Origin of the sequence: Clostridium taeniosporum (assembly GCF_001735765.2) — a bacterium.
GTDB classification, from domain to species: Bacteria; Bacillota; Clostridia; order Clostridiales; family Clostridiaceae; genus Clostridium; species Clostridium taeniosporum.
Map to the genome: position 1 here is coordinate 1 of NZ_CP017253.2, position 24,419 is coordinate 24,419.

The 24,419-nt window shown below is 31.1% G+C and carries 14 protein-coding genes, 6 tRNA genes, 3 rRNA genes and 1 other annotated feature; all 23 genes read left to right on the top strand.

Features of this window, described 5'->3' with window-relative positions:
* Positions 1-420 precede the first annotated feature (420 nt).
* The 23 genes from dnaA to addB all read left to right on the top strand — a co-directional run bounded on the left by dnaA (position 421) and on the right by addB (position 24,395).
* Positions 421-1,791 (top strand): chromosomal replication initiator protein DnaA, encoded by a 1,371-nt coding sequence (gene dnaA, locus BGI42_RS00005; protein ID WP_069678389.1) that lies wholly within the window; start codon positions 421-423, stop codon positions 1,789-1,791.
* A 260-nt stretch (positions 1,792-2,051) separates the two neighbouring features.
* Positions 2,052-3,152 (top strand): DNA polymerase III subunit beta, encoded by a 1,101-nt coding sequence (dnaN, locus tag BGI42_RS00010; protein WP_069678390.1) that lies wholly within the window; start codon positions 2,052-2,054, stop codon positions 3,150-3,152.
* 37 nt (positions 3,153-3,189) lie between these two features.
* On the top strand, positions 3,190-3,396 hold the full coding sequence (locus BGI42_RS00015) for an RNA-binding S4 domain-containing protein (RefSeq protein WP_069678391.1): 207 nt from the start codon (positions 3,190-3,192) through the stop codon (positions 3,394-3,396).
* 74 nt (positions 3,397-3,470) lie between these two features.
* Positions 3,471-4,556, top strand: a complete 1,086-nt coding sequence (gene recF / locus BGI42_RS00020) for a DNA replication/repair protein RecF (protein WP_069678392.1) — start codon at positions 3,471-3,473, stop codon at positions 4,554-4,556.
* Between the two features lie 15 nt (positions 4,557-4,571).
* Positions 4,572-4,832: an extracellular matrix regulator RemB gene (remB, locus tag BGI42_RS00025; RefSeq protein ID WP_069678393.1), complete on the top strand. Its 261-nt coding sequence runs from the start codon at positions 4,572-4,574 to the stop codon at positions 4,830-4,832.
* Between the two features lie 48 nt (positions 4,833-4,880).
* Positions 4,881-6,788, top strand: coding sequence for a DNA topoisomerase (ATP-hydrolyzing) subunit B (gene gyrB / locus BGI42_RS00030; RefSeq protein WP_069678394.1), 1,908 nt, complete (start codon positions 4,881-4,883; stop codon positions 6,786-6,788).
* Positions 6,789-6,810: 22 nt separating this feature from the next.
* Positions 6,811-9,354, top strand: a complete 2,544-nt coding sequence (gene gyrA / locus BGI42_RS00035) for a DNA gyrase subunit A (RefSeq protein WP_069678395.1) — start codon at positions 6,811-6,813, stop codon at positions 9,352-9,354.
* A 506-nt stretch (positions 9,355-9,860) separates the two neighbouring features.
* Positions 9,861-11,374 (top strand): 16S ribosomal RNA (locus tag BGI42_RS00040).
* 224 nt (positions 11,375-11,598) lie between these two features.
* Positions 11,599-14,507: ribosomal RNA gene (locus BGI42_RS00045) — 23S ribosomal RNA — on the top strand.
* Positions 14,508-14,561: 54 nt separating this feature from the next.
* Positions 14,562-14,678 (top strand): 5S ribosomal RNA (gene rrf / locus BGI42_RS00050).
* Together the 16S, 23S and 5S rRNA genes with 2 tRNA genes alongside form the textbook arrangement of a ribosomal RNA operon.
* A gap of 3 nt (positions 14,679-14,681) precedes the next feature.
* Positions 14,682-14,758, top strand: a tRNA-Ile gene (locus BGI42_RS00055).
* A 4-nt stretch (positions 14,759-14,762) separates the two neighbouring features.
* Positions 14,763-14,838: transfer RNA gene (locus tag BGI42_RS00060), tRNA-Ala, on the top strand.
* A gap of 82 nt (positions 14,839-14,920) precedes the next feature.
* Positions 14,921-15,424: an HD domain-containing protein gene (locus BGI42_RS00065; RefSeq protein WP_069678396.1), complete on the top strand. Its 504-nt coding sequence runs from the start codon at positions 14,921-14,923 to the stop codon at positions 15,422-15,424.
* A gap of 57 nt (positions 15,425-15,481) precedes the next feature.
* A complete protein-coding gene (locus BGI42_RS00070) occupies positions 15,482-15,994 on the top strand; it encodes a transcription repressor NadR (RefSeq protein ID WP_069678397.1) in 513 nt (170 codons plus the stop codon).
* A 13-nt stretch (positions 15,995-16,007) separates the two neighbouring features.
* Complete coding sequence (locus tag BGI42_RS00075) at positions 16,008-17,399, top strand: NAD(P)/FAD-dependent oxidoreductase (RefSeq protein WP_069678398.1); 1,392 nt, start codon at positions 16,008-16,010, stop codon at positions 17,397-17,399.
* Positions 17,400-17,417: 18 nt separating this feature from the next.
* Complete coding sequence (locus BGI42_RS00080) at positions 17,418-17,654, top strand: DUF1667 domain-containing protein (RefSeq protein WP_069678399.1); 237 nt, start codon at positions 17,418-17,420, stop codon at positions 17,652-17,654.
* Positions 17,655-17,717: 63 nt separating this feature from the next.
* Positions 17,718-17,916 (top strand) — a binding site (T-box leader).
* 53 nt (positions 17,917-17,969) lie between these two features.
* The gene (serS, locus tag BGI42_RS00085) at positions 17,970-19,247 is read left to right on the top strand and encodes a serine--tRNA ligase (RefSeq protein WP_069678400.1); all 1,278 of its coding nucleotides are present in this window, start codon (positions 17,970-17,972) and stop codon (positions 19,245-19,247) included.
* Between the two features lie 219 nt (positions 19,248-19,466).
* Positions 19,467-19,557: transfer RNA gene (locus BGI42_RS00090), tRNA-Ser, on the top strand.
* A 34-nt stretch (positions 19,558-19,591) separates the two neighbouring features.
* Positions 19,592-19,682: transfer RNA gene (locus tag BGI42_RS00095), tRNA-Ser, on the top strand.
* Positions 19,683-19,912: 230 nt separating this feature from the next.
* A tRNA-Ser gene (locus BGI42_RS00100) sits at positions 19,913-20,003 on the top strand.
* Positions 20,004-20,037: 34 nt separating this feature from the next.
* A tRNA-Ser gene (locus BGI42_RS00105) sits at positions 20,038-20,128 on the top strand.
* A 266-nt stretch (positions 20,129-20,394) separates the two neighbouring features.
* Entirely contained in the window at positions 20,395-20,913 is a 519-nt protein-coding gene (locus tag BGI42_RS00110) for a GNAT family N-acetyltransferase (RefSeq protein ID WP_069678401.1), read from the top strand.
* A 29-nt stretch (positions 20,914-20,942) separates the two neighbouring features.
* A complete protein-coding gene (addB, locus tag BGI42_RS00115; RefSeq protein WP_069678402.1) occupies positions 20,943-24,395 on the top strand; it encodes a helicase-exonuclease AddAB subunit AddB in 3,453 nt (1,150 codons plus the stop codon).
* Positions 24,396-24,419 lie beyond the last annotated feature (24 nt).

Below are 24,419 nucleotides of genomic sequence, written 5' to 3' on the forward strand. Positions count from 1 at the left end.
TGTTGATAAATTTTATTAAACATAATATTTTTTGTGGATAACTTATTGAATCTGCCTATTTACTTATGTTATTATAATTACTATAACTGTGAATAACTTAATTTAATATTTTTTTATCCACAGCTGTGGATAAGATTGTGAATAACTTGTTTACTTTTAATTTTATATTTTAAAATTATTTTATATTTTTCACTATAATTCAAATTATATACTATTTATATAGCTGTTTATATATATTTTTTATAACTGTTGATAAGTATATAGTTTAATTTTTTTTCTAAATAAGTTATCCACATGTGTATAAGTTTATTCTCTTAGTCAACAATTAAAATGTATTGTTTATTATATTGTTAATATGTTGTTGATAATTTATATATATACAATGAAAAAATTTTTTTAAATAATATTTGGAGGATAAAGATGGATGCTGACCTAAATAAATTATGGGAAAAAACCTTGAATATAGTAAAAAGTGAAATGAGTGAAGTCAGTTTTAACACTTGGATTAAAAGTTGTGAACCTATTTCTATATCTGATAACAGTATAAAAATAAGCGTTCCAAATTCTTTTACTAAAGATATTTTAGATAAACGATATAAAAGTCTAGTAGCTAATTCTATAGAAGCTGTTTGTTCTAAATTATATGAAATTGAATTTTTAATAGAATCAGACATTAATAATGAAGAGGATTTAAATGATTCTGATAAAATTAGCAAAAACGTAAATAAAAATTCTAAGAAAAATATAATTGTAAATGATGAAATGTCTTCAACTTTAAATCCAAAATATACTTTTGATTCATTTGTTATAGGTAATAGTAACAGATTTGCTCATGCTGCTTCATTAGCTGTTGCTGAAGCTCCTGCTAAAGCCTACAATCCTTTATTTATATATGGAGGTGTTGGACTAGGCAAAACGCATTTAATGCATGCAATAGGACACTATATTCTACAAAATAATACTAAAGCTAAAGTCGTTTATGTTTCTTCTGAAAAGTTTACAAACGAACTAATAAACGCTATAAAGGATGACAAAAACGAAGAATTTAGAAAAAAATATAGAAATGTAGATGTCTTACTTATAGATGATATTCAATTTATAGCTGGAAAAGAACGTACTCAAGAAGAATTTTTCCATACATTCAATGAACTACACGATGCAAATAAGCAAATAATCCTATCATCTGATCGTCCACCAAAAGAAATTCCAACATTAGAAGATAGATTAAGATCTAGATTTGAATGGGGGTTAATTGCGGACATTCAAGTTCCAGATTTTGAAACTAGGATGGCAATTCTTAAGAAAAAAGCTGATGTAGAAAATTTAAAAGTGGCAAATGAAGTTATGGGATACATTGCTACAAAAATAAAATCTAATATAAGAGAATTAGAAGGAGCATTAATAAGAATAATTGCTTATTCATCTTTAACTAATAGAGAAGTTACTGTTGATTTAGCTTCAGAAGCGTTAAAAGATATAATTTCTAAAAAACAAGGAAAACACGTAACTATAGCTTCAATTCAAGAAATCGTCGCTAATTACTTTAATCTAAAAATAGATGATTTAAAATCTCAAAGAAGAACTAGAAATGTAGCTTATCCAAGACAAATAGCTATGTATCTAAGTCGAAAACTAACAGACATGTCTTTACCCAAAATAGGAGAAGAATTTGGTGGTAGAGATCATACTACTGTAATTCATGCTTATGAAAAAATATCTGAGAATCTAAAGAATGATGAGAACTTACAGCATACTGTTTCTGACATTACAAAGAAGGTTACTCAAAATTAATTAACATATGTACATAATAAGTATTGAATAACTTGTGGATAACAATATTTTAATAATATTCTGTTGAAAACTGTGGATAAGATGAGGTTTTATTTACTGACTTATCCACAATCTTTTTGCATAAAATTCTGTTGATATTACTAAGTTTCAAGTACTTATCAACAAATTAACAGTCCCTACTACTATTACTATTAAATAATATATATATCTATTCTAATTAAAATAAAAAAATATATGTGAATAATTAAGGAGGATTTTTTATGATCTTTATATGTGAAAAACATAAATTATTAGATGGTATTTCTGTAGTTCAAAAAGCTATTACAGGAAAATCAACAATGAAAGTATTAGAAGGCATTTATATAAATGCAACTAATGATGGATTAAAATTAATAGGATCAGATATGGATCTTAGTATACAAACATTAGTTAAAGCAGATGTTTTAGAAACAGGTTCAATAGTTATTGATGCTAAAATATTTGGAGAGATTATTAGAAAACTTCCAAACTCTGATATAAAAATAGAAACAATAAAAGAAGATGTAATACAAATAACTTGTGAAAAGTCAGTTTTCAATGTTGTTTGCATGAATGCTGATGAATTCCCATCTTTACCTAACATTAATGAAGATTTAAAAGTAGAAGTTAATGAAGGTATTCTAAAAAATATGATTAAAGGAACATCTTTTTCTATTGCACAAGATGAAGCAAGACCTATTTTACAAGGTATATTGTTTGAAGTTAAAGATAGAACTTTAAATTTAGTCGCACTTGATGGATATAGATTAGCTATAAGAAGTGAATTTTTAGATAATGATATTGATTTAGATGTAGTTATTCCAGGAAAAACTTTAGTTGAAGTATCAAAAATTCTAGAAGATCAAGATAAAAATATTGATATAACCTTCACTAATAATCATATATTATTTAATTTAGAAAATACTAAAATTATATCAAGATTATTAGATGGAAAATTTGTAAATTATAAATCATTACTACCTCAAGAGCATAAATTATTAGTTACTGTGAATAAAGAAGAATTTCAAAATGGTATTGAAAGAGCATCTTTAATGGCTAAAGACGGAAATAATAATTTAATTAATCTAGATATCAAAGAAGAAATGATAATAATAACTTCAAATTCTCAATTGGGAAAAGTTAGGGAAGAAGTTTTAATAAATTTGCAAGGCGATGAAATAGAAATTGCATTTAATTCAAGATATTTATTAGATGTTCTTAAAAATATGGAAAGTGATGAAGTGATTTTAGAAATGACATCAGGGGTAAGTCCATGTGTTATAAAAGAAAAAGATGGAGAAAATTCACAATATTTAGTTTTACCAGTAAGACAAATGAGATAAGGAGGAAGTAAATATTTATTAATATTTATGCAAGAAAATGAATAAAATTGAAATTAGTACTGAATTTATAAAATTAGATGCATTTCTAAAATGGAGCGGAATAGCTTCTTTAGGATCAGAAGCTAAAATTTATATACAAGAAGGTTTAATAAAAGTTAATGGAGATATATGTCTTCAAAGAGGAAAAAAATTAAAAGTTGGAGATATCGTAGAATTTGAAAATGAAAAATATGAAATAGTTTAATAGAGTTTCTTAATTTTCTTAATAAACAGGCGATAACTTTTCTATTATGATATAATTAATTATAGGTGTATTTTATGTATATAAAAACGATAATGTTAGCTAATTATAGAAATTATAATAATTTAGAGTTAAATCTTAGTGAAGGTGTTAATGTGTTTATCGGTGACAATGCTCAAGGAAAGACTAATGTTTTAGAGTCAATATATTATTGTGCATTTGCTAAATCCCATAGAACATCAAGAGATAAGGATTTAATAAATTGGAAGCAGAACGAGGCATATATAAGTTTACTTGTAGGAAAAAAAAGATTAGATAAAAGAATCGATATAAAAATTTTAAGAGATGGTAAAAAAGCTATAAAAGTTAATTCTATAAAAATAAATAAAATAGGAGAACTTTTTGGAACTTTTAACGTAGTTATGTTTTCTCCAGAGGATTTAAAGATAATAAAAGAATCACCTGGAGTAAGAAGAAAATTTTTAGATATGGAGTTATGTCAAATAAATAAAAAATATTATTTTAATCTAGTTCAATATAATAAAATATTGAATGAAAGAAATATAATTTTAAGATCAAGAGATTTTAATAAGGATATTCTAGAAATATATGATTTACAATTAATAGAATATGCTGATTATATTGTAAAAGAAAGGTTAGAATATATAAATAAGATAAATAATTATGGAAAATTTATTCACGATGAAATAACTTCAGGAAAAGAAGAAATAATCTTTAAATATGATTCAGGAATAAAATTTAAAGATAATTTTAAACATGCGTTTTTAGAAAAATTAAAAAGTAATTTATTAAGAGACAGAGAACAAGGATTAACATCAGTAGGTCCTCATAGAGACGATTTTAATGTATTAATAAATAATATAGACGTAAAAAAATTTGGTTCTCAGGGTCAACAAAGAACTGCAGTTTTAACTATGAAATTTTCTTCGCTAAAGATTATCAAAAAAATTACAGGAGAATATCCAATTTTATTACTTGATGATGTTCTTTCAGAACTCGATATAAATAGAAAGAAATATGTATTGAGCACTCTTAATGATATACAAACAATAATTACTTGTACCGGTATAAATGATTTAGAAGATTACTTAGATAATAAATCTAGAATATTTAAGGTATGCAATGGAGAAATAGTTGATTAAAAGGAGGAATATATAGTGTTTTTGCATTTAGGAGAAAATGTTGTAGTTCCTATAAAAGATATTATTGGAATATTCGATTTAGAAAATACTATGTATAGTTCAGATACTATACAATTTTTAAGATTAGCAGAAGAAGATGGATTCGTAGAAAGAATTACTAAAGAAAAACCTAAATCTTTTGTTATTGCTGAGGTTAATAAGATGAGTAAGATATACCTTTCACCTATATCATCGGGAACTTTAACTAAAAGAACTGATATAGAATATAATTCATAAATTAAAATTTTAGTTATAAATATTTTTAAAATTTAGGAGGAGTCTGTTTTGGAACAAAATAATCAAAGATATGATGAAAATCAGATTCAAGTACTTGAAGGGTTAGAAGCTGTTAGAAAAAGACCAGGAATGTACATAGGTAGTACTAGTTCTAGAGGACTACATCACTTAGTATATGAAATAGTTGATAATAGTATAGATGAAGCTTTAGCGGGTTATTGTAAAAATATAGAAGTTGAGATCAATGAAGATAATTCTATTACAGTATCTGATGATGGAAGAGGAATGCCAGTTGGTATGCATCCTAAAATGCATAAATCAACAGTAGAAGTAATAATGACAATACTTCATGCAGGTGGAAAATTTGGTGGCGGAGGATACAAGGTATCTGGTGGTTTACATGGGGTTGGTGCCTCTGTTGTTAATGCACTTTCAGAGAAATGTGTTGTTACAGTAAAAAGAGAAGGACATATATGGAAACAGGAATATAGTAAAGGTAAAGTACTTTATGACTTAGAACAAGTTGGTGACACTGAAGAAAGTGGTACAACGACATATTTTAAACCTGATGCAGAAATTTTTGATGAACTTGAATATGACTTTGATATATTATCTCAAAGATTAAGGGAATTAGCTTTTTTAAATAAAGGAATTAATATAGTGTTAATTGATTCTAGAAATAATAAAAAAGATAATTACCATTATGAAGGTGGAATAAAATCTTTTGTATCTTACTTAAATAGAAATAAAACAACACTACATCCAGAACCAATATATGTAGAAGGATTAAAAGACAAAGTAACAGTTGAATTAGCGCTTCAATATAACGATGGATTCACAGAAAATTTATTTTCTTTTGCTAATAATATTGACACAATTGAAGGTGGAACTCATTTAATTGGATTTAAGACCGCATTAACTAGAGCATTTAATGATTATGCTAAAAGATTTGGATTTATAAAGGAAAATGATAAAAATTTTGCTGGTGATGATATAAGAGAGGGTCTTACAGCAGTAGTATCTGTTAAGATTGAGGATCCCCAATTTGAAGGTCAAACTAAAACAAAATTAGGAAATAGTGAAGTTAAAGGAATAGTTGATTCTATAGTTAGTGAGTATATAGGAACATTTTTAGAAGAAAATCCAGCTATTAGTAAAATAATTATAGATAAAGCTTTAATGGCAGCTAGAGCGAGAGATGCAGCCAGGAAAGCTAGGGAATTAACTAGAAAATCTGTATTGGAGAGAACAGCATTACCTGGAAAATTGGCAGATTGTTCATCAAAAGATCCTAGAGAATGTGAAATATATATAGTCGAAGGTGACTCCGCCGGTGGATCTGCAAAACAAGGTAGAGATAGAAAATTCCAAGCTATTTTACCTTTAAGAGGTAAAATAATGAATGTTGAAAAACAAAGATTAGATAAAATACTAAATTCGGAAACTATAAGATCAATGGTTACTGCATTTGGAGCGGGAATAGGAAAAGATTTTGATATTGAAAAAATTAGATATAATAGAATAATAATTATGACTGATGCCGATGTTGATGGTGCACATATTAGAACATTATTATTAACATTTTTCTATAGATATATGAGAGAATTAGTAGAGCAAGGTCATGTATATATTGCACAACCACCTTTATTTAGAGTAAGTAAAAATAAGAAAGAATCATATGCTTATTCAGATGCTGAATTAGAAGCAGTATTACAGGATATGGGTGGAAAAGATAACTCTGTAGATATTCAAAGATACAAAGGTTTAGGAGAAATGAATGCTACTCAATTATGGGATACAACTATGGATCCTGGAAAGAGAATTTTATTAAAAGCTAATATTGAAGATGCAATGGCTGCTGATGAAATATTTACTATCTTAATGGGAGAAAAAGTTGAACCTAGAAGAGAATTTATAGAGCAAAATGCTAAAAATGTTGTTAATTTAGACATTTAGTACTTAATATGAGGTGAAGTACATGGAATTTAATGAAGGAAAAATTATACCTGTAGATATAAAAAATGAAATGAAAAAATGCTATATAGACTATGCTATGAGTGTCATAGTAGGTCGTGCATTACCAGATGTAAGAGATGGTTTAAAGCCAGTTCATAGAAGAATATTATATTCTATGCAAGGTTTAGGATTATCACCTGAAAAAGGATATAGAAAATGTGCAAGAATAGTAGGGGATGTTTTAGGTAAATATCACCCACATGGAGATAGTTCTGTTTATGATGCATTAGTTAGAATGGCTCAGGATTTCTCTATGAGATATATGTTAGTAGATGGTCATGGAAACTTTGGTTCTGTAGACGGAGATGGTGCAGCCGCAATGAGATATACAGAAGCAAAAATGAATAAAATAGCTGTTGAAATGTTAAAAGACATAAATAAAAATACAGTTAATTTTGTGCCAAACTTTGATGGTGAAGAAGAAGAACCATCAGTTTTACCATCTAGATTTCCAAATCTTTTAGTTAATGGTTCATCAGGAATAGCTGTTGGTATGGCTACTAATATACCTCCTCATAATTTAGGAGAAGTAATAGATGGTACAATAATGCTTATAGATAATCCAGAAGCTAGCGTACTAGAACTTATGACTAAAATTAAAGGACCTGATTTCCCAACTGGAGCAACTATAATGGGTCATGCGGGAATTAGATCAGCTTATGAAACTGGAAGAGGTAAAATTGTAGTTAGAGCTAAATCAGATATTGAAGAAGAAAATGGTAGACATAAAATAGTTATTACTGAAATACCGTATCAAGTCAATAAAGCTAAATTAATAGAAAATATAGCTGATTTAGTAAAAGATAAAAAAATTACTGGAATATCTGATTTAAGAGATGAATCTGATAGAGAAGGTATGAGGATTGTTATTGAATTAAAGAGGGATGCTAATCCAAATATAATATTAAACTTATTATATAAACATACAAAACTTCAAGATAGTTTTGGAGTTATTATGTTGGCTTTAGTTAATAATGAAACAAAGGTATTAAACTTAAAAGAAGTATTAGTACATTATATAAACTTCCAAAAAGAAGTTATAACTAGAAGGACTACTTTTGAATTAAATAAAGCAGAAGCAAGAGCTCATATATTAGAAGGATTAAGGATAGCCTTAGATAATATAGATAGAGTAATAAGTATAATAAGACATTCAGCTACAAGTGAAATTGCTAAGAATACTTTAATAGAAGAGTTCAATCTTTCAGAAAAACAATCTCAAGCAATTTTAGAAATGAGATTAAGAAGATTAACAGGTTTGGAAAGAGATAAAATTGAAGCTGAATATAGTGAACTATTAAAACAAATGGAGTATTTAAGATCTATATTAGCAAGTGAAGAAAAATTACTAGGAGTTATAAAAGAAGAACTTTTAGAAATAAAGAATAAATATGGAGATGAAAGAAGAACTTCTATTGAACAAGATATGAATGAAATAAATATAGAAGATCTTATCCAAGAACAAGAAGTAGTTATAACTTTAACTAAGTCTGGATATATAAAGAGAATCTCAGCAGATGCATATTCAGCCCAAAGAAGAGGGGGTAGAGGAATACAAGCAATGTCAACTAAAGAAGATGACTTTGTAGATCATGTAATGGTAACTTCTACTCATTCAGATGTATTATTCTTTACTAATAGAGGAAGAGTATATAAATTAAGAGGATATGAAATACCTGATGCTGGAAGACAAGCAAAAGGAACTAATATAATTAATTTAATAGCTATTGAACCAAATGAAAAAATACAAACAGTATTAACAATAACGGATAAACGTAGAGACGGATATTTATTTATGGGAACAAAGCAAGGAATTGTTAAAAAGACTCACTTAAATGAATTTAAGAATCTAAGAAAAAATGGATTAATAGCTCTAAATTTAAGAGAAAATGATGAGTTATTAAAAGTTAAGATTACTTATGGTGATGCTAATATAATGATTGTTACTCAAAATGGTTATGCATTAAGATTTAATGAAAAAGATGTTAGACCTATGGGTAGAACTGCTTCTGGAGTTAAAGCTATAAAACTAAAAAATGATGATGTAGCTGTATGCATGGATATTGCTGTGGATGAAGAAGAATTGTTAGTTATTAGTGAAAATGGATTTGGTAAGAGAACACCTGTAAGTGAATATAAGATTCAACATAGAGGTGGCGTTGGTCTTATAACTTATAAGATTAGTGAAAAAACAGGAAAATTAGTTGGAGCTACAATTTGTAAGGTTGATGATGAACTAATGCTTATAAATACCAATGGCGTAGCTATAAGAATAAATGTATCAGATGTATCAACAACAAGTAGAGCTGCTATGGGTGTTACTTTAATGAGGACTAATGAAAAAGAAAAAATAGTTGCTATAGCTAAAATATTAAATAGTGATGATGAAGATTTAGATGAAAATGAAATTGAATCTAATGAAAATAATTTAGTAAATGAAGATAATAGCTTAGATGAATTATTAGAAAGAGCAGAAGAAGATAGTAATAATGATACGAACATATAATAGATAGTAAATTTATTATTAATAAAAAATCATGTGTAAATTTAGTTATTTTCACATGGTTTTTTTGTTTTTTATAAATAAAAATTGTAATTATAGTGTTGTTATATATGAATGAAGTAGATAAAATAAAGTAATATTATCCAGGCGTGTCCGTATAAGAAATAGTTATAAAATTAAAGAAAAAGATAGAATTATTAATATAATTCTATTTTTCTGATATATTTATAACTAGAACAGTATATTAGATATGATAAGATAAAATACGTCGCTGAGAGATGCGGCAAACAAGTTTAAAAATTAAGTTTTAGAAATTAAATTTCAACTTAAAAAAACTTGTTGACAAGAAAGAATTTAAATGATATACTTAAGAAGTCGCTTGAGGGCGACAAGATAAAACGAAAGTTGACAAAAAGGTCAACAATGAAAAATTGGTCTTTGAAAATTGAACAGAAGAAACATTAAAATAAACCAGCAATTCTTTATTAAAGTAAGTCAAGATTAAACTTTTTATTGAGAGTTTGATCCTGGCTCAGGACGAACGCTGGCGGCGTGCCTAACACATGCAAGTCGAGCGATGAAGCTCCTTCGGGAGTGGATTAGCGGCGGACGGGTGAGTAACACGTGGGCAACCTGCCTCATAGAGAGGGATAGCCTTCCGAAAGGAAGATTAATACCTCATAAGATTGTAGTTTCGCATGAAACAGCAATAAAAGGAGTAATCCGCTATGAGATGGGCCCGCGTCGCATTAGCTAGTTGGTAAGGTAATGGCTTACCAAGGCGACGATGCGTAGCCGACCTGAGAGGGTGATCGGCCACATTGGGACTGAGACACGGCCCAGACTCCTACGGGAGGCAGCAGTGGGGAATATTGCACAATGGGGGAAACCCTGATGCAGCAACGCCGCGTGAGTGATGACGGTCTTCGGATTGTAAAACTCTGTCTTTGGGGACGATAATGACGGTACCCAAGGAGGAAGCCACGGCTAACTACGTGCCAGCAGCCGCGGTAATACGTAGGTGGCAAGCGTTGTCCGGATTTACTGGGCGTAAAGGGAGCGTAGGTGGATATTTAAGTGGGATGTGAAATACTCGGGCTTAACCTGAGTGCTGCATTCCAAACTGGATATCTAGAGTGCAGGAGAGGAAAGCGGAATTCCTAGTGTAGCGGTGAAATGCGTAGATATTAGGAAGAACACCAGTGGCGAAGGCGGCTTTCTGGACTGTAACTGACACTGAGGCTCGAAAGCGTGGGGAGCGAACAGGATTAGATACCCTGGTAGTCTACGCCGTAAACGATGAATACTAGGTGTAGGAGCTGTCATGGCTTCTGTGCCGCCGCTAACGCATTAAGTATTCCGCCTGGGGAGTACGGTCGCAAGATTAAAACTCAAAGGAATTGACGGGGGCCCGCACAAGCAGCGGAGCATGTGGTTTAATTCGAAGCAACGCGAAGAACCTTACCTAGACTTGACATCTCCTGAATTACTCTTAATCGAGGAAGTCGCTTCGGCGACAGGAAGACAGGTGGTGCATGGTTGTCGTCAGCTCGTGTCGTGAGATGTTGGGTTAAGTCCCGCAACGAGCGCAACCCTTATTGTTAGTTGCTACCATTTAGTTGAGCACTCTAGCGAGACTGCCGTGGTTAACGCGGAGGAAGGTGGGGATGACGTCAAATCATCATGCCCCTTATGTCTAGGGCTACACACGTGCTACAATGGCTGGTACAGAGAGACGCAATACCGTGAGGTGGAGCTAAACTTTAAAACCAGTCTCAGTTCGGATTGTAGGCTGAAACTCGCCTACATGAAGCTGGAGTTGCTAGTAATCGCGAATCAGAATGTCGCGGTGAATACGTTCCCGGGCCTTGTACACACCGCCCGTCACACCATGAGAGTTGGCAATACCCAAAGTTCGTAAGCTAACCCGTAAGGGAGGCAGCGACCTAAGGTAGGGTCAGCGATTGGGGTGAAGTCGTAACAAGGTAGCCGTAGGAGAACCTGCGGCTGGATCACCTCCTTTCTATGGAGAAATCTAGTTAACAAGACGTTTAACTAGTAATTAAAATGAATGCTTACTTAATATAAGAAGGTTTATTTAATGATTTCTGTTCAATTTTGAAAGACTAAGTCTTTCAAAATGTTCTTTGAAAATTGCACATAATAAATTGTATATAATACAACAAGCCAAGAATTATTCTTTGTATTTACAAGAACTATTCATTAATTGTTAAAATTAGATAAATAGGTCAAGCTACAAAGGGCGCATGGTGAATGCCTTGGCATCAGGAGCCGATGAAGGACGTGATAAGCTGCGATAAGCTTCGGGTAGGCGCACATAGCCAGAGATCCGGAGATGTCCGAATGAGGAAACTCACATGGGAAACCCCATGTATCGTAAAGTGAATACATAGCTTTATGAAGGTAAACCCAGGGAACTGAAACATCTAAGTACCTGGAGGAAGAGAAAGAAAAATCGATTTTCTTAGTAGCGGCGAGCGAAAGGGAAAGAGCCCAAACCAAAGATTTATCTTTGGGGTTGCGGACAGAACATTAACGAGAAGTTATAATTAACCGAACACAACTGGAAAGTTGGACCGTAGGAGGTAATAGTCCTGTAAGTAAAAGTTATAACAATCAAGTTCTGATCCAGAGTACCACGAGACACGTGAAACCTTGTGGGAAGCAGGGAGGACCACCTCCCAAGGCTAAATACTACCTGATGACCGATAGTGAAGCAGTACCGTGAGGGAAAGGTGAAAAGAACCCCGGGAGGGGAGTGAAATAGAACCTGAAACCATGTGCCTACAACCGATCAAAGCACCTTATGTGTGTGATGATGTGCTTTTTGTAGAACGAGCCAACGAGTTACGGTATGTAGCAAGGTTAAGTACTTAAGGTACGGAGCCGAAGGGAAACCGAGTCTTAATAGGGCGACTAGTTGCATGCTGTAGACCCGAAACCGGGTGACCTATCCATGGCCAGGTTGAAGCGAGGGTAAAACCTCGTGGAGGACCGAACCACGTTGCTGTTGAAAAAGCATGGGATGAGCTGTGGATAGCGGAGAAATTCCAATCGAACTCGGATATAGCTGGTTCTCCTCGAAATAGCTTTAGGGCTAGCGTCGGAAAATGTGAGTACTGGGGGTAGAGCACTGAATGGGCTAGGGGGCATAGCGCTTACCGAACCTTATCAAACTCCGAATACCAGATACTATCAGTCCGGCAGTCAGACTGCGAAAGATAAGTTCCGTAGTCAAAAGGGAAACAGCCCAGATCGTCAGCTAAGGTCCCAAAGTGTAAGTTAAGTGGAAAAGGATGTGGGATTTCTAAGACAACTAGGATGTTGGCTTAGAAGCAGCCACTCATTAAAAGAGTGCGTAATAGCTCACTAGTCAAGAGATCCTGCGCCGAAAATGTCCGGGGCTCAAACTTACCACCGAAGCTACGGGTTCACACTTTGTGTGAGCGGTAGAGGAGCGTCGTAATCGGGCTGAAGTCGTACCGTAAGGAGCGGTGGACTGATTACGAGTGAGAATGTTGGCATTAGTAGCGAGATGTAGGTGAGAATCCTACAGGCCGAATACCTAAGGTTTCCTCAGGAAGGTTCGTCCGCTGAGGGTTAGTCGGGACCTAAGCTGAGGCCGAAAGGCGTAGGCGATGGACAATCGGTTGATATTCCGATACCACTATTATCGTTATTATCGATGGTGTGACGGAGAAGGATAGGATGTGCTAGCTATTGGATGCTAGTCTAAGCGTTTAGGGAGTTAGAATAGGCAAATCCGTTCTAACAATCCTGAGGCGTGATGGGGAAGGTTCTACGGAACCGAAGTATCTGATTCCATGCTTCCAAGAAAAGCATCTAGAAAGAGAAGTAGTGCCCGTACCGCAAACCGACACAGGTAGGTGAGGAGAGAATCCTAAGGCCGGCGGAAGAATTGCAGTTAAGGAACTAGGCAAATTGACCCCGTAACTTCGGGAGAAGGGGTGCCTGCGAGAGCAGGCCGCAGAGAATAGGCACAAGCAACTGTTTAACAAAAACACAGGTCTCTGCTAAAGCGAAAGCTGATGTATAGGGGCTGACGCCTGCCCGGTGCTGGAAGGTTAAGGGGAACACTTAGCGTAAGCGAAGGTGTGAACTTAAGCCCCAGTAAACGGCGGCCGTAACTATAACGGTCCTAAGGTAGCGAAATTCCTTGTCAGGTAAGTTCTGACCCGCACGAATGGCGTAATGACTTGTGCACTGTCTCAACTGCAAATCCGGCGAAGTTGTAGTGCGAGTGAAGATGCTCGCTACCCGCGATTGGACGGAAAGACCCCGTAGAGCTTTACTGTAGCTTAGCATTGAATTTCGGTATTGTCTGTACAGGATAGGTGGGAGACTAGGAAATCAGAGCGTCAGCTTTGATGGAGTCATCCTTGGGATACCACCCTGATAGTACTGGAATTCTAACTGGATGCCATGAATCTGGTGACAGGACATTGTTAGGTGGGCAGTTTGACTGGGGCGGTCGCCTCCTAAAAAGTAACGGAGGCGCCCAAAGGTTCCCTCAGAACGGTCGGAAATCGTTCGTAGAGTGCAAAGGCAGAAGGGAGCCTGACTGCGAGACCTACAAGTCGAGCAGGGACGAAAGTCGGGCTTAGTGATCCGGTGGTACCTCGTGGGAGGGCCATCGCTCAACGGATAAAAGCTACCTCGGGGATAACAGGCTGATCTCCCCCAAGAGTTCACATCGACGGGGAGGTTTGGCACCTCGATGTCGGCTCGTCGCATCCTGGGGCTGAAGTAGGTCCCAAGGGTTGGGCTGTTCGCCCATTAAAGCGGCACGCGAGCTGGGTTCAGAACGTCGTGAGACAGTTCGGTCCCTATCCGTCGCGGGCGCAGGAAATTTGAGAAGAGCTGTCCTTAGTACGAGAGGACCGGGATGGACCGACCTATGGTGTACCAGTTGTTTCGCCAGAAGCATAGCTGGGTAGCTAAGTCGGGACGGGATAAACGCTGAAAGCATCTAAGCGTGAAGCCTCCTTCAAGATGAGATTTCCCATAGCGTAAGCTAGTAAGACCCCTTGAAGACTACAAGGTTGATAGGTCAGAGGTGTAAGTGTGGTAACATATTTAGCTGACTGATACTAATAGGTCGAGGGCTTGACCAATAAATATTGTATACAAATTATGTGCAATTTTGAAAGAACATTCTTTCAAAATGATCTGGTGATGATGGCATAGAAGTAACACTCCTATCCATTCCGAACAGGATAGTTAAGATCTATAGCGCCGAAGGTACTGCATGGGAGACTGTGTGGGAGATTAGGACGTTGCCAGGTAAAGGATCTTTAGCTCAGTTGGTTAGAGCAACCGGCTCATAACCGGTAGGTCCGGGGTTCGAGTCCCTGAAGGTCCACCATTATGGGGGTATAGCTCAGTTGGGAGAGCACCTGCCTTGCACGCAGGGGGTCAAGAGTTCGAATCTCTTTATCTCCACCATTTATTTAAAAGCTATGAATTAAATTCATAGCTTTTTTTGTTATAATTAAAAGTAGTTAACTTTTTATTAGGAGAAACAAAAATGTTATATAGAATAAAACAATTTATGTTAGGAATTCTTTCATATTTTGAAGATGATAATATTAATTTCATAGATAAATATTTAAGTAAAAAAGAAAAAGAATTATTTATGAAATTAAAAAAACCAGACAGAATGCATTCTCTTAGAGTATGTAAAGAAGCTATTATACTGGTAAGGGATTATAATGATTTAGATGAGTATAAAATGGCTAAATGTGCATTATTACATGATATCGGAAAAATAGAAATTTCATTAAATATAATTGAAAAAGGAATAGTAGTAATATTAAATAAAGTTACGAAAGGTTCATTTTTAAAGTATAATAAATATAGTAGAGTGACTAAATATTATGATCATCCTAAAATCGGTAAAAAATTATTAGAAAATATAAAGTTTGATGATAATGAAGTATTATATTGTATAGAAAATCATCATAATAATTTAGAATTAATTGAAAAAAATATATATTTAAGTATATTAAATATATGTGATAATCGTAACTAATTTTAATAAGAGATAATTAAAATCATATAATTATTAAGCTATGGAGGGTAAAATTTTATGAATTCTACAGAACGAAGACAAAGTATATTAAAAAGTTTAATTGAAAATGAAAAGCCATTAAAAGGAATAGAAATAGCTGATAGTTATGGTGTAACAAGACAAATAATTGTTAAAGATATAGCTATTCTTAGAGCTAAGGGTAATAATATAATGGCAACACCAGATGGGTATATTATTAATAAAGAATTAAAGAAAGTAAAAGCTATAATAGCTGTTAATCATAAAGAAGAAGAATTAATTAATGAAATGAGTATAATTATTAAGTATGGTGGTACTATTGAAGATGTTATAGTTGAGCACCCTTTATATGGAGAAATAAAAGGAATGTTGATGATTAAAAATTATAATGAATTAAATAAATTTTTAGAAAAATATAAACAACAAGAAGGTAGATTATTATCAGTATTAACTAAGGGTGTACATATTCATACTATATCAGCAGATACTCAAGAAGATATTAATTGCATTATAGATGAATTAAAAGAAAAAGGTTTTATAGTATCTGATTAGGAGGAAAGTTTATATGGATTATGATGTACTTATTTTAGGCGGAGGTATAGTAGGATGCGCTGTAGCTTATCAATTATCAAAATATAATATTAACATAGCTTTAATTGAAAAAGATTATGATGTAGCTGATGATATATCCTTCATAAATACAGCTGTTATTTATGATGGTTCAGAAACTTCTAATAGTATGATGGCAAGACTTGAGAATATAGGCAGAACGCTTATTGAAGAGCATTGTAAGAAATTTAATGTATCATATAAAAAAACAGGAGCATTAAGGATTGCATCAAATAATAGTCAAGATTATAAATTAGACATTATGTATAATAGAGCTAAAGAAAGAAATATAGAGGGAGTTCATTTAATAGAAAATGATAAAGACATACTTAATAAAATTGAACCCAATTTAAATATAGATGTAAATAAAGCTCTTTATTCTGAAAATGTAGCAGTTATTTCTCCATATGATTTAGCAATATCTTATGCAGAAGTTGCAGCTGATAATGGAGTAAACTTTAAATTAGAGGAAGAGGTAATAGATATTCAAAACCTTGTTAGTGGATTTAAAGTAACTACAAATAAAAATAAATTTACTTGTAAGGTTGTAGTTAATACAATACCTGATGAAATATCTTTTAATCATGTTGAAGAAGACTATGATTATAAAAATATGAATTATATAATGTTTGAGAATAAATCAGAAAATAAATTAAAAACTATACTTATAGATGAGATAGATGATACCACTTTTGTTATAAATAATCCTAAATTACAGAATGGAAATTTAATAGGTATAAAGAGTGATCATATTTTATCTTTAGAGGAAGGTATTGAAATGTCTACAAGTATATTTCCAGAAGCTAAAAAGGATTTTGTAAGCAATATGTTTGCAGAAGTTTATAACAAAGATATAATAATAATTGATGATAGTAAATTAGATAATGGTTATATAAAAATTACTGGTACTCATTACGGTAAAATTACTATAGCACCAGCTATTGCACTTAAGATAAAAAATACTTTAAAACATAGCTTAAATATTATTAGAAAAAAGGATTATGTAGATAAAAGAAGAGAAGTATATAGATTTAAAGACTTATCAAAAGAAGAAAGAAATGAAGTTATCTCTTTAGATAAAAGATATGGAGATATAGTTTGTGTATGTAATAATATATCAGAAGGAGAAATAATTGATAGTATCAGAAGACCATTAGGAGCTCGTACTGTTGAAGGCGTAAAAAGACGTACTGGAATTGGTAGAGGAAATTGCAATGGTGCTTATTGTGATATAAAAATAATAAAAATATTAGCAAGAGAAATGGATAAAAATATTTTAGAGATAGTTGAAGATTCTAAACATTCTAATATAGTAGCTAGTAGAATTAAGGAATTTAATGAAATATAGAATTTAGGAGATGTATTTATGAGCAGTAAGGATATTTTTACTAGTTTAGTTAGAGTAAAAGGAGATCCCAATCATAAAGTTGTTTCTGTAAAAAGTAATAATCCTATAGAAAAGGAATTATGGAGGGAATTTTCTAAAGTTCTTAGCAGAATTTATGTTAGTGCACCTATAAATATTGGTGATATAATATGTAAAAATATAATGAATACAGGAATAGATATTATATGTACTAAAAAAATTGATAATAATAGATAAAAATTTGATAATATATTGACAAATATAAGTTTTTTAATATAATATATTTAATACAAGTTAATATGCAAACCTTAGATAAGGCTAGTAGTAATATTATGATTTTTAGAGAGTTAGTGGTTGGTGTAAACTAATATTTATGTATTATGAATCCACCTTTGAGGGACTGTGAATTAAGCAGTACGGTAATATCGTTAAATTTTAAGAGTGAATAACATTTTATGTTATTAATTAGGGTGGCAACGCGGAGTTTTTCGTCCCTTTTATAGGGGAGAAAGGCTCTTTTTTTATAGAAAAAATTAAAAGGAGAGAATAATAATGTTAGATTTAAAAAGAATTAGAAATAATCCAGAAGAGATAAAAAAAGCATTATCAAATAGAGGAGAAGATTTTGACGTAGCAGTTATAGATGAAGTTGTAACATTGGATGAAGAAAGAAGAAAAATATTAGTTGAAGTTGAAAGTTTAAAGAGCAAAAGAAATCAAGTTTCATCTGAAATTCCTAAATTAAAAAAAGCTGGCGAAGATGTTACTGAAATAATGAATGATATGAGGAAACTAGGAGAAGAAATTAAAAATTTTGATGTTAGAGTAAATGAAATAGATGAAAAAATAGAATATATAATGCTTAGAATCCCTAATATTCCAAATCCGGAAGTTCCAGATGGAGAAACTGATGAAGATAATGTTGAAATTAAAAAATGGGGTGAACCTGCTAAATTTGATTTTGAACCAAAAGCCCACTGGGATTTAGGAACTGATCTTAATATTTTAGATTTTGAGAGAGGTGGAAAAGTAGCTGGTTCTAGATTTACAGTATATAAAGGTTTAGGAGCTAGATTAGAAAGAGCTGTAATAAATTATTTCTTAGATAAGCATACGATTGAAAATGGATATACAGAAGTATTACCACCTTATATGGTTAATAGAGATAGTATGACAGGAACAGGTCAATTACCTAAGTTTGAAGAAGATGCGTTTAAAGTAGAAAATAATGGATATTTCTTAATACCAACTGCAGAAGTTCCTGTTACTAATATGTATAGAAATGAAGTTTTAAGTGGTGATATATTACCAATAAAACATGCAGCTTATTCAGCCTGCTTTAGAGCAGAAGCAGGTTCAGCAGGTAGAGATACTAGAGGTCTTGTAAGACAACATCAATTTAACAAAGTAGAATTAGTTAAGTTCTGTAAACCAGAAGAATCTTATGCAGAGTTAGATAAGTTAGTAAAAGATGCAGAATCAGTATTACAAGGATTAGGATTACCTTATAGAATAGTTAGAATATGTAAAGGTGATTTAGGATTCACTGCAGCTTTAAAATATGATATCGAAGTTTGGATGCCAAGTTATAATAGATATGTAGAAATTTCAAGTTGTTCTAACTTTGAAGATTTCCAAGCTAGAAGAGCTAACATAAAATATAGAGAAACACCAAAAGATAAACCTAAATTTGTTCATACTTTAAATGGTTCAGGTGTTGCAATTGGTAGAACAGTAGCAGCAATATTAGAAAATTACCAAAAAGAAGATGGAACAGTTGAAATTCCAGAAGCAATAAGAAGATTTATGAATGTAGATGCCATAAACTAATTAATTTATAAATAATAATAGTCTATATTAGCTTATTAAGTTAGTGTGGACTATTATTTATAATATTTTTATATTTAATGAATTGATATTAATCAGTAAAATTAATCATTTAAGTATAGTTTTAAATTTGTAGATTATGATTTATGAAAAAAATTAAAATTTTTTATAAATTGTATTGACATAGTATATATATGTTGATATAATAACTCATGTAGTCACGGAGAGATGGTCGAGTTGGTTTAAGGCACCGGTCTTGAAAACCGGCGTGCGTGTGAGCGTACCTAGGGTTCGAATCCCTATCTCTCCGCCATTTTTTTTTATAAAGAATTATTTAGAAGGCACATGGAGAATTACTCAAGTGGCTGAAGAGGCGCCCCTGCTAAGGGCGTAGGTCGGGCAACTGGCGCCCGGGTTCAAATCCCGGATTCTCCGCCAAAACATCTAGTAAAATACTAGATGTTTTTTTATTTTTTAGAGGAATTTATATTTTTAAACAATATATAGATAACTTAGGTTATATTTTGTTTAAAGATTAATTTAGTTGTGTCATTATTAAAGACGTATAAAATATATTTATTATAAATAATTGTAAAATATATGATTAAATTTCAAAAAGCATATTGACATATTAAAGTTTAATTGTTATAATGAATTTCGTAAGTTATGGAGAGATGGTCGAGTTGGTTTAAGGCACCGGTCTTGAAAACCGGCGTGCGTGTGAGCGTACCTAGGGTTCGAATCCCTATCTCTCCGCCATTAATTTTGATAAAAATTAAGTTAGAAGGCATATGGAGAATTACTCAAGTGGCTGAAGAGGCGCCCCTGCTAAGGGCGTAGGTCGGGCAACTGGCGCCCGGGTTCAAATCCCGGATTCTCCGCCAAAACACCTAGTAAAAATACTAGGTGTTTTTTTGTGTACAGAAAATTATAGAATTTTTAAATATATATTTTTAGAAAATCTTTAGGATTTTCAACTAAAACTCTAAGCTTTTCAACTATCCACTTTCAACTAAAAAGCATGGAACAGCCACTTTGGTTTTATTTAGTTATAATTTTTTATTAATATAGTACTATTTGTAGATATGATGTAGCAATCTTCTTTTAAATAGTATAATAATAATATAAATAGTTCTTAAAAAGGTGAATTATGCTTAAAGGAGAAAAGGTTTATCTGAGATTAATCAAAATTAGTGATATTAAACGCTTATATGAATTAGCTAATGATTATGAGGTAAAAAAATATAATGATAAAATGCTTGAAATGCATGAAAACATTGAAATTGAAAAAAGTTCTAGTAATTTGAGCATATATAAGAGAAAAGCATTAAGTATAATTAACAAAAAGAATGTTCTAGTTGGATTTATGACTTATAAACAAAGTGCTTATAGTAAAAATGTTTATTCAATAGGTATTACTATAGGAAAAAAATACTGGAATAGAGGATATGGACAAGATTCTATAAAAACATTAATGAAATATTTATTTGAGGATTTAGATGTCAAAAGAATACAAATAGAAGTTGTGGCAGACAACTTAAGAGCTATAAGATGTTATAAAAAATGCGGATTTATTAAGGAAAAAATTAAGAAAACTAAATATTATATAGATGGAAAGTATACTGATATAATAATTATGGGTATTCTAAAGAAAGAAAAATCTTTTTAGATTATTAAATAAAAAATATAGGAGTAATTATGAGTATAAGATTTATTTATGGAAGAGCAGGAAGTGGAAAGAGCTTATTTTGTATAAATCAAATAAAGAAGTTAATCGATTCACATGAAGAGAGCAATATAATTTTATTAGTACCTGAACAATATACTTTTACTACTGAAAATAAAGTTTTAAAGAATATTGGAGAAAGAGCATTTTTAAATACTCAGGTATTAAGCTTTAAAAGCATGTGCCAAAAAGTATTTGAAGAATGTGGCGGACGAGTAAGACAGATTATAAAAGATACTGGTAAGCACATGCTAATTAATAAGGTATTAAATGAGAAATTGGATGATTTAATTTACTTTAGGAAAATGTCAAAAGAACAAGGATTTAATAAAATAATTTCTGAATTAATTACAGAGTTTAAAAAATATAATATTAATATAGAATCTTTAAGAGAGTTAATAGACAAGATAGATGATAATGAATTAATAGAAAAGATAAAAGAGTTATCTTTAATATATGAAGAATTTAATGTAAAAATGCATAATTCGTATATAGATACTGATGATGAGCTTACTTTATTAGCAAAAAAACTATTAGTTAATAATATTTATGCAGGTAGTGAAATTTGGATAGATGAATTTACTACATTTACTCCTCAACAGTTAGAAATTATAAGAATTCTTTCTAAATCATCTGTAGTTAACATAACTCTTTGTATGGATAAAACTTCAAATAGTGATGTTGAAGATATAACTAATGTATTTAGTAGTATTGAAAGTACAGAAAATAGAATTTTAAAATTAATGGAAGAGAATAATATTGGGTATTTAAATCCTATTAATTTAAATTCTAAATTGCCATATAGATTTAAAAATAGTGAAGAGCTTGCTCATATAGAAAAATACTGTATAACTTATCCTTTTAAATCTTATAAAGGAAAAAATAAGGATATAAAGTTATATAAAGCAAATAATACTTATGATGAAATTGAGAGAGTGGCTCAAGATATAATTAGATTAGTTAGAGATAAAAATTATAGATTTAGACACATATCTGTGGTTTGTAGAAATATAGAAGATTATAATAAAATAATTTCTGTTATTTTCAAAGATTATGAAATACCATTTTTTATGGATAAAAAAATAAAGTTATTGAATAATCCATTAATTGTTTTAATAACTTCTGCATTTGAGATTTTATTAAAAAATTGGTCATATGAAAGTGTATTTAAATATTTAAAAAGTGGATTAACAGGATTTGGTACTTATGATATTGACAGGTTAGAAAATTTTGTATTAGAGCACGGGATAAAGGGCTATAAATGGAATAAAGAAGAGATTAAAAAACTTAAAGATATAAGCATAAAAAATGAAGCAACAGAAGAAGAACTTAGTATATTCGATGTAATGGAAGAAGTAAAAAATTCTCTTTTGCAATTTCACAAATCTATAGAAGGTAAACATAATGTTGGAGAAGTATGTAAAGCATTATATGAATTTTTATTAAAGATTAAAGCTTTTGAAAGAATAGATGAATGGATTACTAGATTTGAAGAGTTAAAGCTTGAAGATAAGGTAAAAGAATATAAACAAGTAGAATCTATTGTAATAGATATGTTAGATCAAGCTGTAGAAGTTATGGGATCTGATATAGTAGATACATTTGAGTTTTTTAAGATATTGAATTCAGGTTTTGAAAATGAGGAAATAGGTGTTATTCCAGTAGCTTTAGATCAGGTTAATGTTGGAGATATAGCTAGAATAAAAGGTAGAGAAGTTAAGGCATTATATATAGTTGGAATTAATGATGGAGTATTGCCAGCAGCACATAAGGATGAAGGAATTTTATCTGATAGAGATAGAATTGAACTTAAAGAACTTGGGGTGTTATTAGCTGCTGATGGTAGAAGTAAGGCTTTTGAAGAACAATTTGTAGTATATACAGCATTAACTATAGCTAGTGAATATTTAATGTTATCATATCCTATGGCAGATTTTGAAGGTAAGTCATTAAGACCCTCGATAATAATATCTAGGATAAAAAAGATATTACCTAATTTGATTGAAGAAAGTTCTTTATATAATTTGAGTAAAAGAAAAGATCATTTAAATAAAGTTATTTCACCAATACCTACTTTTAATGAATTAATATTTGCACTTAGAAGAGAATTGGAAAATGAAGAAATAGATGAGGAGTATTGGGCAGAAGTATATAATTGGTTTAAGGAAAATGAAGATTTTAAGTGGAAAATAGAAAATACATTTAAGGGATTTAAATATTCTAATACAGGAGAAAAAGTATCTAGGAAAAAATTACTTTCTCTTTATAAAAATGATTTTGGAAAATTATCATTTAGTGTATCTAGACTAGAAAAATATGCAGAATGTCCATTTTCATATTTTATTCAATATGGTCTAAAGGCTAAAAATCGTAAAGTGTATGAATTTACTCCTCCTGATTTAGGCTCGTTTGTACATGACATTTTAGATTCATTCACAAATACTGTAAAAAAAGAAGGCATTGATTGGTCTGATCTTGATATTCAAAAGTGTAAAAAGATTGTATCTGAATTAATTGATATTAAGTTAAAAGAAGATAGTGGTTCAATATTAAATAGTACTAATAAATATAAATATTTTTCAAAAAGGTTTAAAAGAGTTATATCAAAATCAGTATCAATTATATCTGAGCAGATGAGAAGAGGAGAATTTGAGGTATTTAATAATGAATTTTCTTTTGGAAGTTATAATGAAGGAGAAGCTATAGTATTAAATTTACCATCTGATGAAAAAGTTTATTTAAAAGGAAGAATTGATAGAATAGATACTCTAGATTTAGATGGGAATACTTATTTGAGAATAGTAGATTATAAAACAGGAAATAAGCATTTTGATTTAACTGAATTTTATTATGGACTTCAAATGCAGTTATTAGTTTATTTAGATGCTTTATTAAAAAATTCTGAATATATATTAAAAAAGCAAGCTTTACCTGGAGCGGTATTATATTTTAGAGTTGATGATCCTATAATTAAAACTAAAGGTAGTATAACCACTGAAGAATTAGAAAAAGAAGTTTTAAGTAATTTAAAGATGAATGGATTGATATTAAAGGATGCTAAAGTAGTTAAGTCTATGGATAAAGGTATTGAAACCACAGGATATTCACTAGTTATTCCAGCTGCATTTAAAAAGGATGGAGATTTTAAAGCAGGCAGTGAAGTTGTAACTGAAGAGCAATTTAAATTGCTTAGAGATTATGTAAATAAGAAAATGATTGATCTATGTGAAGATATGTTATGTGGAGATATAAAAATACAGCCCACTAAGGATTCTAATGGTACTTATTGTGAATTTTGTGATTATTCATCTATATGTCAATTTGACAGCTGTATAGAAGATAATAAATATAAAATCATAATGAAGAAATCAAAAGATGAGATTTGGAATAATATAAGGGCTGAATTGAGTAACGATGAGAAATAAAATTAGCTATTTAGATAGGAGTTT